Origin of the sequence: Pseudoalteromonas sp. Isolate6 (assembly GCF_022398435.1) — a bacterium.
In the GTDB taxonomy this organism is placed as follows: Bacteria; Pseudomonadota; Gammaproteobacteria; order Enterobacterales; family Alteromonadaceae; genus Pseudoalteromonas; species Pseudoalteromonas galatheae.
Genome location: NZ_JAKEVK010000086.1, coordinates 1 through 17597, shown reverse-complemented (window position 1 = coordinate 17597; position 17597 = coordinate 1). Strand labels below are relative to the sequence as shown.

The following is a 17597-nucleotide window of genomic DNA, read 5'->3' as shown; positions in this document are numbered from 1 at the left end:
CTTTATATATGTAATGACTTATGAAATAAGTATTGGGATGTTTTTTAGATCTCCAGCAATAAGCTCTGATTGGAATCCGCTTAAACGCATGAAACTTACCACTTCCCTTAGGGAGGTCTCCTTCTGGCGGAAAGCTATCTTTAGATAACTGCTCACCTCCTGCCAAACGTTCAATCATGAGGACGATTCCAACCAACATGGACTTTTGCTTCTTATGTGGGGTGACGTGAGTCAACGCTTTTTGTAAACTTTCCAGAGCACCTTCACAATGCACAACTTTAAAGAGTTTACCTCGATGAATTTCTTTAAGTTCCTTCAAAGCTCCAAGTCTCTATACGTTTATATATATGTTAACCCCGCGCACATTACAACCTTTCTACAAAAAAAAAGCAATTACTTTGTCAAGTTTTAGTTTACTTTTAAACTTTAGCTCCTTCTTATAGACACTTACATTTTGAACTAAAATTAAATATAGGGAAGGTCAAAGTACGCATGTAATATAGTGTCCACATTGTGCCCACATTCACTAGTTAACACAAGGTTCAACTAGTTTGTATGAGATTACAACTCCTTGTTTTTGATGTAAATCATTGTTTTTAAAAGAGCTGTGAGAAAATCGACGCTTTCCGGACGGGGGTTCAAATCCCCCCAGCTCCACCAAATTTTAGCGTTTTAAAACAGCCAGTTAGAGCAACAAGTTCTGACTGGCTTTTTTGTTTTCGGGGCAAACATCCACATTTCATCCTAAAAAGTGTCCACATCGTGACCACATTTATATATGGCCCAAAATCCGCATATTTATTTTAGCTTTTAAGGCTACGGAACTGAGCCAGCCCCAATCTACAATTTATTCAAATAACAATTCAAAATATGCTTTAGTGAGCCAATTGAGGCGTAAATTGAGCGTTGTTACTTTGCTGTAATCACTATCAATTCAATGCTATCTGGACTAACATATTGGTTAGATTTAGAGCGTAAGGAATATAGCGTGTCGTTAGCGAATGCTCGCACAGTTCGGCAAAGCCGATTTGTGCCACTGGTTGCTGCACTACTTGTGTTAGTTGGTAGTATGCTTTACGGGCTGGTGTTATATGAGCAAGAAAAAGAGCATCATGCTGAAAAAGTCGCCTCGGCACTTGCTTTGCGCCTTGATCATGTGACTGAGGGAGTGAACGAACGCGTTACATTGTACTGGTATGGTATTTTAGGGCTTCGCAATGCAATTTATGCGAACCAACAACATAGCTTTGACTATCAGGCAATGCGGCGATATATCGACTCGTTTGATTTCCAAGCGGAGTATCCAGGCGCACGAGGCGTTGGAATTATTAAGTATGTCCCCATCGATAACGTGAGTAGCTTTGTGCAACAAGCACAAGCTGAGCGCACGGACAGAACATTCTTCATCAAAACGCTAAATCCACATAACACCAGCAAATTTGTTATTCAGTATATTGAGCCAGAAATAAACAATGATAAAGCTGTCGGGTTGGATATAGGCTCCGAAGCTAGTCGCAGAACTGCAGCAATAGAGGCTGCAACCACCAATGAACCAAGGCTTACCGCCCCAATCACCTTAGTGCAAGCCGACAATAAGGTTAAATACGGATTTTTAATTCTCGCACCAATTTACACCTCAATTAGTATTGCAAAAGATGAAGAAAATCGTTTACGTAATTTGATTGGTTGGACATACTCTCCTTTACTTATCGATGAAATCCTGTCGACTTTACTTTCTTTTCGACAAGATGTTTCAATTCAAATCTCTGATGTAACCAATAATGATGAAAACACCCCATTTTATCAGGCACTAGAAGAAGATGTTAGAGAGAAAAATAGCCCACTCGCTAAGCAAGTCGCGTTATTTGGTCGCACTTGGGAAGTAAAGATTTGGCCAACTCCAAAGTTTATCCGTTCACTCAACTTAGTGTCGCCGAATACTATTTTGCAAGTAGCACTACTAGTTTCTTTGCTATTGGCAGTCATCACTTATATTTTACTTTTAAGCTTTACACGTCAGCGCTTAGCAGAAAGAGAAAAATTGGCGGCTGAGGAAGAAAAAGCACAATCCCTGGCGAAACTGAACTCGTCTTTAGAACAAGAGGTGAAAGCGCGTACTAAAGAAATCATTAAATACAGCCAGCTGCATACCAGTATTGTTGAAGGTTCGGGTTATGCCATTATTGCCACCGATCCAGACGGTATCATTACACAGTTTAACCCAGCGGCCGAGCGTTTATTAGGATATAAAAAAGATGAGCTCATTGGTAAATCTTCCCCCGCCATTTTTCACCTTAAAGAAGAAGTAGTAACAAGAGCAGAAGCACTGACGAAAGAGCTTGGTAGAGTCATTGACCCTGGGTTTGAGGTCTTTGTCGCCAAAGCTATACAAGGTGTGGTCGATACTAACCGATGGACCTATGTCACTAAGCAAAACCGGTATGTTCAAATCAAGCTAAGCGTCACAACATTAACCGATGAGCATGGTAATATAGACGGTTTTTTGGGTATTGCATTAGATCTCACAGAGCAACTCAAATATGAACGAGAGCTCTCGCACGCCAAAGAAGCAGCGGAGCAAGCAGCCAAGGCCAAAGCCGTCTTTTTGGCAAATATGAGCCATGAAATACGAACCCCTATGAATGGCTTATACGGTACCCTGCAACTCTTAAAATCGGAGCCGCTCAATAGCACTGCCACCAATCTACTCGAAAAAGCGACCTACTCAATTAAGGCACTTAACACCATCATTAACGATATTTTGGATTTCTCTAAAATTGAAGCCGGTAGAATTGAGCTTGAAGAGCGGCCATTTAATATTGAGGTGTTGGTTGAACATCTACGCTCAGATTTTTTGGTATTGGCAAAAAACAAGGGGCTAAAACTTAAGATCCACGTTGAGCTTGAGCATAAGTTTTGGCTCGGAGATGAAGTCAGAGTCAGACAAGTGTTGCTTAATCTCTTGTCAAACTCCATTAAGTTTACTGAAACTGGCAGTATTATTACCCATATAAAACCGCTTCAAAATGATTCTGGTATGCTTATTACCGTTGCCGACACCGGCATCGGGATGACAGAAGCCACAATCAACAAGCTCTTTTCACGATTTGAGCAGGCAGATAAGTCCACCACTAGAAAATTTGGTGGTACGGGGCTTGGTCTTTCTATCACTCGCTCTCTAATTGACCTGATGGGCGGTACGATTAAAGTAGAAAGTACCGTTGGAGAAGGCAGCCTATTTAGCATCGAGTTGCCAATGCAAAAGTCTGAGGTTACGTCAGAGCAACCAACAACCGACCAGCTGACCGCAGCAGACTTAAACGGCGTATCTATATTGCTAGCTGAAGATAACCCAATAAACCAGCTGGTAGTTCGTTCTATGGTCAGTAAAGCCAATGGTAATATTACAATTGCAAATAATGGTAAAGAGTCGATAGATCAATTCGAGCGAAGTAAACCTGAGCTAATACTTATGGACATTCAAATGCCTGAAATGGATGGCGTTGAGGCTTGTAAACTTCTGAAGAGTAAAGACCCCAACATCCCAATTATCGCATTAACTGCAAATGCTTTTCCAGAAGACAAAGCTTTATATGAGCGCGTTGGATTTGATGGCTATGTTGCCAAACCCATAGAGGAGCTTGAGCTTATCAATACCATCGCGACCGTACTCGCCCATAGCCGCGATATGCAGTAACTTTTGCAGCTATGAGAACACTCTGCGGTTAGTAGTTACAAACTTAGTCATTTAACAAAGTGCATGTACCTCTTTTAATTTGTTGATAGAATAATTAGACTCTAATATGCAAGGATTGGCCGCTATGAAATACGCAAGATTGCCTCTACTCGGTATACTCATCGCGCTTTTAGCACTCGAAGCCTCAGCTAAATGCAATAAAACTTTGCGTATAGGAATAAACGAAACACTGTGGCCTCCCTATATTTCTCGCAAGGAAGGTAAAGCCTTCGGTTTAGAGATTAACGCACTAAATATTCTTTTTATAGATTCTATTTATTGTCTTGAATACGTCTTCTATCCCACCTCAACAAGGATGCTAGCAGAGCTAAAGGTAGGTAATGTAGACGTACTGATCGCAGCAACAAAAACGACGACGAGAGATAAGTTTGCCTACTTCACTACACCTTATCGTCAGGAAGTCATGGCATTATTCCAACATAAGGAAAAGCCAAAAATTGGCGGGGAAGTCGAGTCATTGATCCTTGCAGGAAACACATTTGCACTGAATGCTGGCAGTTACTACGGCATGGCATTTGAAAAGCTGATCCAAGACTTTTATAACGATCAGCTGGTGCACCTACCCAATGCCACTCGCCGCTTTAAAATGTTGAGTAAGCAGCGAGTAGACTATGTTGTTGAAGATAAACTCGCGGGCGACCACATTATTAAAATCAAAGAGTATACAGATATTATCTATTCTGGTACCGATGCGAATAAAACACCAGTTAGCTATATGCTTAGCAAAGCCAGTTTAACCACTGTCGACCTCGAAAATATCAATCAACTAATCAAAGTGCACCAAAACGAACTCAGCAATTTATTTTCTTTTCATCAAGTTTCCGATCCCCATTTATAACTGAAGAGGCGATCTCTACATTGTTTCTAATCTTTGTATAATGCTGTTTATCGTAATTGATTTGGAACTATTCGGTACTGCCGACTACAGTTAATAGATGTGCCAAAATGTGGTCGGGGTTTACTTGGTTCGGCTTTTACTCTTTGTAACTTGTGCATTTTATTTTTGCCAACAAGCGTTGGCAAAGGACTTTTCATATTTTGAAAGTAAGCTAGACGAGGCCAGCGACTATTTAACGGTTAACCCTGCACAATCATTGATTATTCTCGACAGTTTAGAGCAACTGCATGATGTGCCCGTGCCTTTATTTATTCAATGGCATTTGCTGAGCGCTCGTGCATCTGTACCTACAGATAAAATAGATAGGCTCTACACGTCAATCAACGCCGTCTTTTTGTATCCAGATGACATGTATTTCAAAGCAAACCTTCCCACGATTTTGAGTGCACTTGGGATTTGGCTACGCCGACAGGAATATCTTGATGATGCTGATACTAGCCTCAAATGTGCCTACAAATATGCAAAAAATGATCGCCAACGGCTTACACTGACTAACAGTATGGCGTTAGTTGCCCGCAACCAAGATGATTATCAAAAAGCGAGAACATTGTATGCCAAGGCACATAAACTCGCTGAGGAATTAAAGCAAACTCCGGTGCTTGCGATGATTGAAAGCAACTTAGGAAGTCTTGCGCTCGATCAAGGTCGAATATTTGAAGCTGAGCAGTATTTTCGCCATGCTCTGTTAGGTTATCAAGCCGTTGATAAGCGCTCGGGTCAAATATCTGCGGGGATCAACTTGATGTTTGTCTTTCTTATTCAAAAGCAAATCGTTAACTACGAGCGTCTACAAGGCCCTACTTCTACCCTAACTACAGCCTTCCCAAACGAATCAAAACAAGCTTGGTTACAATGGCTTGAAGCTCGGTACAAACAGCTTGAAGGAGATATGCCAAGCCAAAGTACTAAACAAGCATTGCAATTGGCGTATACTCAGTTAGAAAGTGATAAAGTAAAACTGTTAGTGCATAGATATTTAGCAAAAGAGCTAGGCGTCGAAGTGACAGCCCCTCTCCCCATCACAACCAAGTCTTTTTCCAGTCCTTGGTTTGAGAAAGTGAAGCTGTGTAGTTGGTAAGTGAGTACACTCGTTACTAAACACAAAAAAGCCGCTCAATGAGCGGCTTTTGCAAATTGAATATGTTTATTCAGCGGCCTTAGACACCATCACCATTGCAGGGCGCAATAGACGGCCGTTTAAAGTATAGCCTTTTTGCATCACAGCAAGCACAGTATTTGGTGATACATCATTGCTCGGCTGAATTGACATTGCCTGGTGTAGCTCTGGGTTAAATGTTTCACCCTGTGGGTTTACAGCTTCAACACCGAATTTAGCTAGGGCATCAGCAAATGTCTTGATAGTCATATCAATACCTTCAAGCACAGGCTTTAGCGTCTCGTTTTCTTTGTCAGAAAACTCAATCGCACGCTCTAGGTTATCGATTACAGGTAATAATTCGTTTGAGAACTTTTCTAGCGCAAATTTGTGCGCTTTTTCAACGTCCTGCGCGGCTCGGCGACGAACATTTTCAAGCTCAGCCGCGGCGCGAACAACGCTATCTTTTTGTGAGTCGATAGTTTGCTTAGCGGCTTCAAGCTCAGCGTACAGACCAGCGATTTCTTCTTCTGGGCTCAACTCACCCGCATTTTCTGCCTGCTCTTCCTGAGTTTGTTGCTCTGCTTGTGCTTCTACAACTTCCGCTTCAGCTTGTGTTTGTTCTTGTTCAAGCTCTTGCTCTGGGGCTTTTGTCTGCTCAGACATGTGGTGATTCTCCGATTCTTTACAACTGCGGTAATTATGGGGATTGAAATGAGAGTTTCAACCCTTTATTGCGGCAATTTTTTGAATTCTGACAAGATGGCTTCGATCTTAGAGTCCGCTGGGCAAATCACGCAAAAGCGACTTTGGTATTCCCCTTTGGAGAAATACGGCACACTGAGCACCACTACGCGATGTAAACCCAGCATACTTAGCTCTTCACCAAGTAACACGGATACGCCGTCTTTAAATGCCAAGCGGTCTTCGACTTGGTCCAAAAATCCAACCCCAAGATTAATCTCTCTATCCAACTCTAAGCGGTTATATAAGTAACGCTCGCCGACAACAATTGCGTTATCTGAGCCTAACTGCTGGCTTAACTGCTTAGTCCACTGGGCCAAAATATGGTGACAACTCGGCGGTGCACTATGTGCCATAGCGCGCATTCGGTGCAAACCTTCGACTAAAGTTTGTTGACTGAATACGGTATTCATCCAAGCCGCGAACTGGTAACGCAACGCGTCGGAGTCATCAACGGGTTTATCAATACAAATATTGTGTGATTGCCCCGCCCTGTCTAACAGCAGGACCAGCCAGTTTTTACGGTCAAAGTCGAGTACTTCCACCCGGAACATTTGTTTGCTGCTTACTTGTGGTAATCCAACACAGCAACACACCTGAAAGTTTTGGCTCAATAAATGTGCAAAAGAGACTATTGCAGACTGATCTGGTTGCCAATGAACGGCAACATCAGCCAGAGGAAAAAACTCCTGTAGCCAGAATTTTACACCTTGGTCTGTGGGTACACGGCCAGCTGAGGTATGCGGCGAATACAATAAGCCTTGATTTTCAAGTCTTGCCATTGCATTGCGTACGGTTGCAGAACAAATAGCAAGGCCGTCCTGCTTTGCTATTTTGCTGGACGCAACAGGCTGCCCTTCACCATTACAATAATGGCGCATGACCGCACACAGAATTTGTTCATCTCTGGGATTTAGTTTCATAATTATTTTAATATGGGTGTCAATTGCCAGTTTCAAGCACTACGCTTTTATTATAATCTTGCAGCAAAGATACCAAGGACAAATGACTGAATGACGACTACGTTTAACACCATCGGCTTAATTGGCAAGCCCAACCACGAGGGCGCCGGGACGACCTTACAACGACTCTACACATTTTTGCAAGCATTAGGATATGAAGTACTCGTAGAAGATCGCGTTGCAGAGCAAATAAAGTCGTTAGACGAGGATGCAGTAGTCGAGTTAGTTGAACTAGGTAAACGTTGCGACCTTGCTATTGTTGTTGGTGGTGACGGTAACATGCTTGGCGCAGCAAGAGTACTGGCTCGTTTTGATGTCGCCGTGATCGGAGTTAACCGCGGTAACTTAGGCTTTTTGACAGATTTGAACCCAGAAGGCTTTGAAGCGCAGCTAGAAGCGGTGTTAAGCGGCCAATTTATTGAAGAATCGAGATTTCTGTTAGAGGTGGCAGTATACCGACATCACCAGCTTAAAAGCGCAAATTTAGCAATGAACGAAGCCGTATTACACGCTGATAAAGTTGCGCATATGATTGAATTTGAGGCTTTTATCGATGACGACTTTGTATTTTCTCAGCGCTCAGACGGTTTAATTGTCTCGACACCAACGGGGTCAACCGCTTACTCGCTTTCAGGTGGCGGTCCTATTTTAACCCCCGAACTCGACGCTATTTCTTTGGTGCCTATGTTTCCGCATACCTTATCCAGCAGGCCTTTAGTGGTGGATGCAGAAAAAGAAGTCAAGCTTAAGTTAAGTCTAGAAAACACCGACAGCTTACAAGTGAGTTGTGACAGTCATGTTGTGCTGGCTGTGCTACCTGGTGACGAAGTTATCATCAAAAAAGCAGAGAAAAGACTAAGATTGATCCACCCTAAATGCTACTCCTACTACAATGTTCTTAGACAGAAATTAAATTGGGGCAGTAGGCTTTACTAAGCACGCAAAGTTACGCAAAATAACCTTGGTTAAATTTTCTAATTTGGGTAAATAACAATAAAATGGCTTACGTTGTATTTTTCACATTGGCGCTGCTTATCACTATACTTTCAGTGTATTTAGTGATTGAAAATAATAGAAGAAAAGCCCGTGAAGCGGAAAAAAAAGCCTTTAACGATCGTTTAAAAGTAATTAGCAGCAACTTCAAACTTAAAGTTACTGAATTCGTCGAAGCAAAGATTTTAAGGCCTAAATACGCACCGCAGATCAATGCAATCGTTAGCAACTTTTTTGTCGTGCAAGCGCACTCGGAAGAAAATTTAGCGCAACTGGAAAAAGTGTCTGAGTTATTTATCTATTCAGTGACAAGCGAGCTCAATAAGTGTCGCTCAAACGGTAATATCGATTTGCTTGCTGAGCAACTACAATATTTTGTCGCTGAATTACCTACGGCGGGCATTGCTTATAACCGTGATTTCTATCACGAGATGCTTCCAGCCCTCATTGCACGCATTCAAACACCTGATATGCCAGCGCAACAGCAAGATGAAGAGAATATAGACTCATCAGAATTAAGCGGCAAGGAGTCAACTAACCAACAAATGCAAGCAGCGGCCTTAGTAAAAGAGCATGCTGTTGGATAATCTCGCTATTATTTTTAGCAGAATTTTTTAATTTGAGTTGCTAAACAATAAAATACTGTATAAATTAACAGTAATTCTCTGTTAGGGTGTACAGTATGCTTTTAGCTTTAAATGTTCAAAATTTTGCTATTGTTAGTGCGCTAAATATTGACTGGCATTGTGGCATGACCGCAATTACAGGTGAAACAGGCGCGGGTAAGTCTATTGCGATCGATGCGCTCTCTTTATGTCTCGGTGAGCGTGCTGATCCTTCTGCTATTCGTCCAGGTACCGACAAGGCGGATATTTCTGCTCAATTTGATGTTTCAGACCTCCCTGCTGCCAAACGCTTTCTAACGGAGCATATGCTAGATAACGAAGAAAATGAATGTATTCTTCGACGTGTTATTAGCAAAAGTGGGCGTAGTAAAAGCTACATCAATGGCTCCCCTGTTACTGTAGGCCAACAAAAGGAATTAGGTCAACACCTTATTGCGATCCATGGGCAACATGCCCACCAGCTACTGTTAAAGCCAGAGTATCAACTGCACTTGCTAGATGCCTATGCTAACCATACCACATTGTTACAAGCAGTTAAGGGCCAATATAATCACTACCATAAACTGCAAAAAGAATATGCTGAACTACAAAAGTCACAACAGGCACAAGCCGCAAAAAAACAACTGCTTGAGTACCAAGTAGCAGAGCTTGACGAGTTTGCTCTACAAGAAGGCGAATATGAAGATATTGAGACCGAACATTCGCGCCTAAGCCATAGTCAAACCATTTTAGAACAATGCCACCGTGAGCTTTCTCGCCTTTATGAAAATGACGAGCAGACTGTACTATCGCAACTACAACAAAGTGCGCAAGTGTTCTCTGAACTCACCAGTTTTGACAAAACTCTTGAAAATATTGCACAAGTGCTTGAAGAAGCAGCAGTACAAGTGGAAGAAGCAAGTAGAGAGATCCGCAGTTATTCTGATTCCGTAGAACAAGATCCGATGCGACTACAAGAGCTAGAAGATAGACTCTCTCAAGCTCTAGATTTAGCTAGAAAGCATCAAGTTCAGCCTGAATTGCTATATCAGCACCATCAAGCGCTGCAACATGAGCTTGAGTCTATTAGCTCAGATTCTGCCAGACTGGATGCGTTAGAGGAAGAAATTGCCGAAGCCATCAACGCCTATAACCAAGCTGCACTTGGATTAAGTCAAAGCCGCCAGCAAGCCTGTACGTCTCTTAACGAACGTATTTCTGCAAGTATGAAAGAGCTTGCGATGGGTGATGGTCAATTTGAAATCCAGTTAACGCCTAATCTTGGCGCTAAACCGAGCCCTCTTGGGTATGATCACATTGAGTTTTACGTCTCAACTAACCCAGGCCAACCTTTGCAACCTATGGGCAAAGTTGCCTCAGGTGGTGAGCTATCTCGGATAAGCTTAGCCATTCAAGTGATTATCGCAACACGCGTGACGACACCCACTTTGATTTTCGATGAAGTTGATGTTGGGATCTCAGGTCCAACAGCTGCAACCGTAGGTAAATTGCTGCGCCAGCTTGGCCAGTCTACGCAAGTTATTTGTGTTACCCATTTACCGCAAGTAGCATGCAGTGGTCACAACCAGTTTTTTGTCGCAAAACGAGTAGAAAATGGCGAAACCTTTACCAAAATGACCCAAATGGCAGAAAGCCAACGCATTGACGAAATAGCAAGGTTAATTGGTGGAGATAAAATAAGTGACACAACAAGAGCGAGTGCCAAGGAGTTATTACAAGTACAAAGTGCTTAACTGTTATCAGGCTGATTGCACCTGTTGATTAACGCGCAGCGTTATACCGAATTGCTGCGCGGATCAATGTACAAAAATGGGCTTCATTGATGGTGTCCTGCTGTTTTATATCAATCGCCCGTCGAGTGTTACCGGCAAATCCTGTATTGAATAACTGATGCTCATCTTCAAATTTTGCACCGTATGCAAAGGTAAGTTTGACCTTATCTTTGTATACTTCGCCAGTGCAGATCATGCCAGCTTTTGACCATACGGGCACTCCTGTTGGGTTGCTTGGCTTACGCCATTTGATATCTTCCTCTATATCTTTATCAACACTTAGGATCAGACTTCTGATCTGCTGCAATACCACAGCACGCCAATCGTTTACACTCGCTATCTTTGCAGTGACCGCATCAGCGCCTGAGTTTATTGTTTCATTCATGATCTTTCCTTAACACTATTGATAAATACATGTTGAGTGAAATTAATACCAGTTGTATTAATTAAATGATCTATCTTGAAGCGGGGAAATAGCTTTAGTAGCACCGCTCTCGCGTCCTGCTACCGCTAAGGTACCTATATCCATATAGGCAAGGCAAAAATTTTGCTATTTAGTTGTTCTAAATGAGAAATTTTTAACGAAGCTAATATGCTATTTCACCCTTCAAATTGATTAGAGAATTAATTCAATTGGTATAAGTTAGCGGCTAACTAAGCAAAATTCAAATAAAAAACCCCAGCTACAACGAGTGTAGTTGGGGTTTGTGAACGACAAAAGCTGTTGTTTAAGTTTTAAACTTCTAAATAGTCCAAAATGCCTTCAGCGGCGTTGCGGCCTTCAAAAATCGCAGTCACCACTAAATCAGAACCTCGTACAGCATCACCACCGGCAAATATCTTTGGATTACTTGTTTGATGTGTAAATGCGCCTTTTTCTGGTGCAACAATACCGCCCCAGTGATTTATTGCCACATCGTATTGTGCTAACCAATCAAGGTTGTGAGGCTTAAAACCAAATGCCATGATCACCGCGTCAGCTTCTAGTGTATGCTCAGAACCTTCCACAGTTTCAGCACTACGGCGACCATTTTTGTCAGGTTCACCTAATTGTGTTTTCACCATTTTAACGCCCGTGACTTTGCCTGAACTGTCAATTTCAATACCAACTGGCTGTAGATTGAATCTAAATTCAACCCCTTCTTCTTTGGCATTTTTAACTTCTCGAACTGAGCCGGGCATGTTTTCTTCATCACGACGATAAGCACAGATCACGGATTGCGCATTTTGTCTAACTGACGTTCTAACACAGTCCATCGCTGTGTCCCCACCACCTAGTACCACCACGCGCTTACCCGCCATGTTCACATAGCTATGCTGACTCTCGTCATAACCCATGACTCGGTTGGTGTTACCAATCAAAAATGGTAGCGCATCATAAACACCGTCGGCATCTTCATTTTCAAGATTGCCTTTCATGCTTTGGTACGTCCCCACACCTAAGAATACGGCGTCGTATTGCGACAATAACTCGTCCATAGAAACATCACGGCCAACCTCGGTATTGAGTTTAAATTCAACGCCCATTTCGGTAAAAATCTCACGACGATTTTCCATTACTGACTTTTCTAACTTAAATGACGGGATCCCAAAAGTCAGCAAACCGCCAATCTCAGGGTTGCGATCATACACCACTGGGCGCACGCCGTTTCGCACTAGAATATCCGCACAGCCAAGTCCTGCCGGACCCGCACCTATGATTGCGACTTTCTTATCGGTCCAAGTAACGTAAGAAAGATCAGGCTTCCAGCCCTGTGCAAACGCCGTATCGGTAATATATTTTTCAATATTTCCTATGGTCACGGCACCAAACTCTTCGTTCAGCGTACACGACCCCTCACAAAGCCTATCTTGCGGACATACTCGACCACACACTTCAGGCAAACTATTGGTACGGTGAGATAGCTCTGCTGCCTCAATGATTCTGCCCGTACGAATAAGTTTGAGCCATTGCGGAATATAGTTGTGAACCGGACACTTCCATTCACAATACGGGTTACCACAATCTAAACAACGATCAGACTGCGAATGAACTTGCTGCTCAGAAAATGGCTCATAAATTTCAACAAAAGATTGCTTACGCGTAGAAATAGGCTTTTTGCGCGGATCTACACGTTGTACATCGATAAATTGGTAAACGTTCTCGCTCATTGCTCTCTCCTACTGCGCCTGAATTCTTAGCTCAGCGCTACTACGCGCTCGGTGGCCAAGTAAACTGTTTAAATCGCTCGACTTTGGCTTTACCAATTTAAACATTGGCAAATACAACTCAAAGTTAGCTAAGATCTGCTCAGCTCGAGTTGAGCTCGTTAAATCTAGATGCTCTGCAATCAAACCGCGCAGATGCTCTTGGTGCGATGCCAGCGTTTTGAGGTCTACCAGCTCGACCAACTCAGGGTTGATCCGCTTATCAAAATCACTTTCTTCATCAAGTACATAGGCAAAACCACCGGTCATACCTGCGCCAAAGTTAACGCCAACTTGACCAAGCACACACACCACGCCTCCTGTCATGTATTCGCAGCCATTATCGCCAAGTCCTTCAACAACCGCTTGTACACCCGAGTTACGCACGGCAAAACGCTCGCCAGCTCGACCTGCTGCAAACAACTTACCGCCGGTCGCGCCATATAAACAGGTGTTACCAATAATAGCCGCTTGATGAGAGGCAAAGCTTGAGCCGACAGGAGGACGCACGACTAGCTTTCCACCAGCCATCCCTTTACCAACGTAGTCGTTAGCATCACCGACTAATGTCATTTCAAGGCCACCGGCGTTCCACACCCCAAACGATTGCCCTGCAGTACCATGTAACTCAAGTGCAATTGGATCTGCTGCCATACCTTGGTTACCATGCTTGCTCGCGATATAACCAGACAACATTGCACCGATTGAGCGATCCGTATTAGAAATACGATTCACCAACGAAATACCCGTCATTTCGTCGATTGCTGTCTTCGCTTTCGCAAGTAAGCTTTCGTTCAACGCACCACTGTAATGTGATGGATTAGTATGGGTGCAATACAGCGCTTCATTTGACGGATTGTTTGGTTTCGCTAAGAGCGGACTTAAATCTAGCTTTTTCTGCTTCGCAGTATTACCTTCAATGGCTTCAAGTAAATCCGTTCTACCAATCAAATCGGTGAGTTTTGTGACTCCCAGAGCGGCCATCAGCTCTCGGGCCTCTTGCGCAATAAACTTAAAGTAGTTCATCGCCATCTCTGGCAATCCGTGATAATGCTTTTGACGCAACGTATCATCTTGCGTCGCAACACCGGTTGCACAGTTATTAAGGTGACAGATCCGCAGGTATTTACAGCCAAGCGCAACCATAGGGCCTGTACCAAAACCAAAGCTCTCAGCCCCCAAAATTGCAGCTTTAATAATATCTAATCCGGTCTTTAAGCCGCCATCTGTTTGCAGCCTAATGCGATGGCGTAGACCATTTTCAACCAGCGCCTGTTGCGTTTCAGCGAGGCCAAGCTCCCACGGGCTACCTGCATACTTTACCGATGTCAGCGGACTCGCCCCTGTGCCACCGTCATAACCGGCAATGGTAATGAGATCGGCATACGCCTTAGCAACACCAGTCGCAATAGTGCCGACACCTGGTTCTGAAACCAATTTGACCGAGATCATCGCTTCAGGGTTAACCTGTTTGAGGTCAAAAATAAGCTGAGCTAAGTCTTCAATCGAATAAATATCGTGATGTGGTGGTGGCGAAATCAAAGTAACACCAGGAACCGAATAGCGTAGTTTCGCGATATAAGGGGTGACTTTCTCACCTGGAAGCTGACCGCCCTCGCCTGGCTTTGCCCCTTGCGCAACTTTGATTTGAATAACGTCAGCTGAACGTAAATAGTGTGGTGTCACACCGAATCGCCCAGAAGCAACTTGCTTAATACGCGAATTCTTTTCTGTGCCAAAACGTAGCTTATCCTCACCACCCTCACCAGAGTTAGAGCAACCGCCGAGGCGATTCATCGCAATCGCCAACGCTTCATGTGCCTCCGGTGATAAAGCCCCGATACTCATCGCGGCTGAGTCAAAACGTTTGTACAGCTCAGTTGCAGGCTCAACATCGTTGATATCGATTGCTTGTTGCGCCGTATTAAGCTTAAGCATGTCTCGCAGATTAGTAATTGGACGGTTATTTACCAGCTCAGCGTATTTAACGTAGTCTTGATAGTTACCCGAACGAACTGCGGTCTGTAAAGTTTGCACGACATCAGGGTTATACGCATGGTATTCACCACCATGCACATATTTTAATAATCCACCGTGTGATAGTAGTTTACGCTTGCTAAATGCCAATTTATTGAGCTGTTGTTGCTCCAAGGCAAAATCGTCAAAGCACGCACCTTTAATACGGTTTGCAACGCCTTTGAAGCACAATTCAACTACCTCATCGGATAAACCGACGGCTTCAAACAACATCGAACAACGATAGGAAGCAATAGTGCTGATCCCCATCTTCGACATGATTTTGTATAAACCTTTGTTAATCGCGCCGCGATAAGACAGAGTCACCTCGCGGTAAGACTTTTTAATGATCTTCTTATCACACATTGCAACAAGGGTTTCGTAGGCTAGATAAGGATAAATTGCTGTTGCGCCAAAACCTAACAAAACAGCAAACTGGTGCGGATCTCTCACGCTACCTGTTTCAACCAAAATATTGGTATCGCAACGCAAGTTGCCATCCACTAGTCGCCTTTGTACTGCCCCCACGGCCATCGCCGCTGGGATAACTTGTTTACCTGCAGCAATTTCTCGGTCACTGAGCACTAACATCACGCACCCGGAGCCCGCTTTTGCAACGGCTTCATCACAAATACGCTTGATTGCATCTTGCAAAGACTCTTCAATCTCGTAAATCAATGAAATTTTACACGCACAGTAATGGTCATCATCGGCGGTTAATAGCTGCTGCATGTCAGAATAAGTTAGTACCGGCGAGGCAAACTGCAAACGTTTAGCATGACCTGTGGTTTCGTTGAAAACGTTCTGCTCACGACCAATACAAGTCGCCAGTGACATTACGTGATTTTCCCGTAATGGATCGATTGGCGGGTTCGTTACCTGAGCAAATTTCTGGCGGAAGTAGTCAAATATTGAACGGTGTCCTTCAGATAGCACTGCAAATGGCGTATCATCACCCATTGAACCAGTTGCTTCTTGGCCGTTCTCGCCCATTACGCGGATCACTTGGTCGAGCTCTTCGTTGGTATATCCAAATTGCTTCTGATAGGTCAGCAAGGTTTCATCGTCAAGATCGCGCTTACCAGCCGCTTTCTCATCTAGTGTTTCAAATGGCGTTAAACGCTTAACGTTTTGCTCAAGCCAAGTTTTGTATGGATGCCTAGATTTCAAATCTTGGTCGATTTCATCGGACTGCCAAATCTTGCCATGTAAAGTATCAACCACCAGTAACTCACCCGGACCTACACGGCCTTTTTCGATAACTTCATCTGGCGCGTAATCCCAAATGCCTACTTCTGAGGCAAGTGTAATAAAGCCGTCTTGCGTGATCACATAGCGAGCTGGACGAAGACCGTTTCGGTCCAAATTACAGGCAGCAAAACGCCCATCAGACATCACGATGCCTGCAGGGCCATCCCACGGCTCCATATGCATGGAGTTAAAGTCATAGAATGCGCGTAAGTCTTCATCCATGGCACGGTTTTTTTGCCATGCGGGTGGCACTAACATACGCATAGCGCGGAATAAGTCCATACCACCGGCTAAAAATAGCTCTAGCATGTTATCTAAACTAGATGAGTCAGAACCTGTTTCATTGACAAACGGCGCCGCATTTTGCAAATCCGGTAACAACGGTGACGCGAACTTATAAGCACGTGCTCTCGCCCATTGACGGTTTCCTTCAATGGTATTGATCTCACCATTGTGAGCTAAATAGCGGAATGGCTGCGCCAACGGCCATCGAGGCTGTGTATTGGTTGAAAAGCGCTGGTGGAATACACAAATCGCACTGGTCATCCGCATATCAGCAAGATCCGTATAAAAATTCGGTAGATCAGCCGGCATCATTAAGCCTTTGTAGATAGTCACTAAACCAGACAAACTACAAATATAAAACTGCTCATCTTGCTCTAAACGCTTTTCAATGCGTCGCCTTGCTATATATAGACGACGCTCTAAATCTTTAGGACGCCAGCCTTCTGGAGCACCAACGAAAACCTGTTTAAACTGTGGTAATTGTGCTTTCGCGATAGGACCTAGCATAGATGGATCGGTGGGAACTTCACGCCAACCTATGAGTGTCAGTGTTTCTTTTTCTAATTCTTCACTGATCACTTTTTCAGCCGCAGCTGCAAGCTCATGATCCTGATTTAAAAATATCATACCTACCGCATAGTTTTTACCCACATACCAATCGTTTTCAGCTGCGACGGCGCGAAAAAAACTATCCGGTTTTTGTAATAACAGTCCGCAACCATCACCGGTTTTGCCATCCGCAGAAATACCACCTCGGTGCTGCATACGGTCCAAACCTGTGATTGCTGTACGGATCAGTTTGTGACTTGGCTGACCACTCACATGCGCAATCAAGCCAAATCCACAGTTATCTTTTTCTAATTTTGAGTCGTATAACATAGACTCCTCCCCTTGCTACAACGACCAGCCCATGACGGTACGACGAAATGCTGGCAGATATTCAAAATTAGCCTTGATTGAAAGTAGAGTCAACACAAATATGAATACATATTCATAAACTTGAATATTTC

At 43.6% G+C, this 17597-nt stretch carries 12 protein-coding genes; 6 read left to right on the top strand and 6 right to left on the bottom strand.

Annotated features, from left to right (window positions below):
• Positions 1–319 (bottom strand): hypothetical protein (locus L1D50_RS12985; protein ID WP_239966180.1); only part of this gene is annotated, 319 nt, incomplete at its 3' end.
• 669 nt (positions 320–988) lie between these two features.
• Here L1D50_RS12985 and L1D50_RS12980 point away from each other — a divergent pair.
• The 3 genes from L1D50_RS12980 to L1D50_RS12970 all read left to right on the top strand — a co-directional run bounded on the left by L1D50_RS12980 (position 989) and on the right by L1D50_RS12970 (position 5733).
• Positions 989–3697: a CHASE domain-containing protein gene (locus tag L1D50_RS12980; RefSeq protein WP_239966179.1), complete on the top strand. Its 2709-nt coding sequence runs from the start codon at positions 989–991 to the stop codon at positions 3695–3697.
• Between the two features lie 124 nt (positions 3698–3821).
• Complete coding sequence (locus tag L1D50_RS12975) at positions 3822–4595, top strand: transporter substrate-binding domain-containing protein (RefSeq protein ID WP_128727818.1); 774 nt, start codon at positions 3822–3824, stop codon at positions 4593–4595.
• Between the two features lie 97 nt (positions 4596–4692).
• Positions 4693–5733: a tetratricopeptide repeat protein gene (locus tag L1D50_RS12970; RefSeq protein WP_138524596.1), complete on the top strand. Its 1041-nt coding sequence runs from the start codon at positions 4693–4695 to the stop codon at positions 5731–5733.
• A 66-nt stretch (positions 5734–5799) separates the two neighbouring features.
• Here L1D50_RS12970 and grpE read toward each other — a convergent pair whose 3' ends face one another.
• Positions 5800–6417 (bottom strand): nucleotide exchange factor GrpE, encoded by a 618-nt coding sequence (gene grpE, locus L1D50_RS12965; protein ID WP_138524598.1) that lies wholly within the window; start codon positions 6415–6417, stop codon positions 5800–5802.
• A gap of 65 nt (positions 6418–6482) precedes the next feature.
• A complete protein-coding gene (locus L1D50_RS12960; RefSeq protein ID WP_171039494.1) occupies positions 6483–7418 on the bottom strand; it encodes an HrcA family transcriptional regulator in 936 nt (311 codons plus the stop codon).
• A gap of 90 nt (positions 7419–7508) precedes the next feature.
• Here L1D50_RS12960 and nadK point away from each other — a divergent pair, with 90 nt between their 5' ends.
• The 3 genes from nadK (at position 7509) to recN (ending at position 10809) form a co-directional block, all read left to right on the top strand.
• On the top strand, positions 7509–8393 hold the full coding sequence (gene nadK, locus L1D50_RS12955; protein WP_017217984.1) for an NAD(+) kinase: 885 nt from the start codon (positions 7509–7511) through the stop codon (positions 8391–8393).
• Between the two features lie 62 nt (positions 8394–8455).
• On the top strand, positions 8456–9037 hold the full coding sequence (locus L1D50_RS12950; protein ID WP_138524604.1) for a hypothetical protein: 582 nt from the start codon (positions 8456–8458) through the stop codon (positions 9035–9037).
• Positions 9038–9132: 95 nt separating this feature from the next.
• Positions 9133–10809, top strand: a complete 1677-nt coding sequence (recN, locus tag L1D50_RS12945; RefSeq protein WP_239966178.1) for a DNA repair protein RecN — start codon at positions 9133–9135, stop codon at positions 10807–10809.
• A 28-nt stretch (positions 10810–10837) separates the two neighbouring features.
• Here the strand turns inward: recN and L1D50_RS12940 are convergent, their stop codons facing one another.
• From L1D50_RS12940 to gltB, 3 genes are all read right to left on the bottom strand, one after another.
• Entirely contained in the window at positions 10838–11233 is a 396-nt protein-coding gene (locus tag L1D50_RS12940) for a DUF1801 domain-containing protein (protein ID WP_128727824.1), read from the bottom strand.
• Between the two features lie 350 nt (positions 11234–11583).
• Positions 11584–12999 (bottom strand): FAD-dependent oxidoreductase, encoded by a 1416-nt coding sequence (locus L1D50_RS12935; protein ID WP_128727825.1) that lies wholly within the window; start codon positions 12997–12999, stop codon positions 11584–11586.
• Positions 13000–13008: 9 nt separating this feature from the next.
• Positions 13009–17466, bottom strand: coding sequence for a glutamate synthase large subunit (gene gltB / locus L1D50_RS12930; RefSeq protein ID WP_239966177.1), 4458 nt, complete (start codon positions 17464–17466; stop codon positions 13009–13011).
• Positions 17467–17597 lie beyond the last annotated feature (131 nt).

What these genes read in the sequence shown, in the direction of transcription:
- recN (WP_239966178.1), top strand. Translation starts at nt 9,133, where the DNA reads ATGCTTTTAGCTTTAAATGTTCAAAATTTTGCTATTGTTAGTGCGCTA.
- L1D50_RS12970 (WP_138524596.1), top strand. Translation starts at nt 4,693, where the DNA reads ATGTGCCAAAATGTGGTCGGGGTTTACTTGGTTCGGCTTTTACTCTTT.
- gltB (WP_239966177.1), bottom strand. Translation starts at nt 17,466, where the DNA reads ATGTTATACGACTCAAAATTAGAAAAAGATAACTGTGGATTTGGCTTG.
- L1D50_RS12960 (WP_171039494.1), bottom strand. Translation starts at nt 7,418, where the DNA reads ATGAAACTAAATCCCAGAGATGAACAAATTCTGTGTGCGGTCATGCGC.
- L1D50_RS12950 (WP_138524604.1), top strand. Translation starts at nt 8,456, where the DNA reads ATGGCTTACGTTGTATTTTTCACATTGGCGCTGCTTATCACTATACTT.
- L1D50_RS12935 (WP_128727825.1), bottom strand. Translation starts at nt 12,999, where the DNA reads ATGAGCGAGAACGTTTACCAATTTATCGATGTACAACGTGTAGATCCG.
- L1D50_RS12940 (WP_128727824.1), bottom strand. Translation starts at nt 11,233, where the DNA reads ATGAATGAAACAATAAACTCAGGCGCTGATGCGGTCACTGCAAAGATA.
- grpE (WP_138524598.1), bottom strand. Translation starts at nt 6,417, where the DNA reads ATGTCTGAGCAGACAAAAGCCCCAGAGCAAGAGCTTGAACAAGAACAA.
- nadK (WP_017217984.1), top strand. Translation starts at nt 7,509, where the DNA reads ATGACGACTACGTTTAACACCATCGGCTTAATTGGCAAGCCCAACCAC.
- L1D50_RS12975 (WP_128727818.1), top strand. Translation starts at nt 3,822, where the DNA reads ATGAAATACGCAAGATTGCCTCTACTCGGTATACTCATCGCGCTTTTA.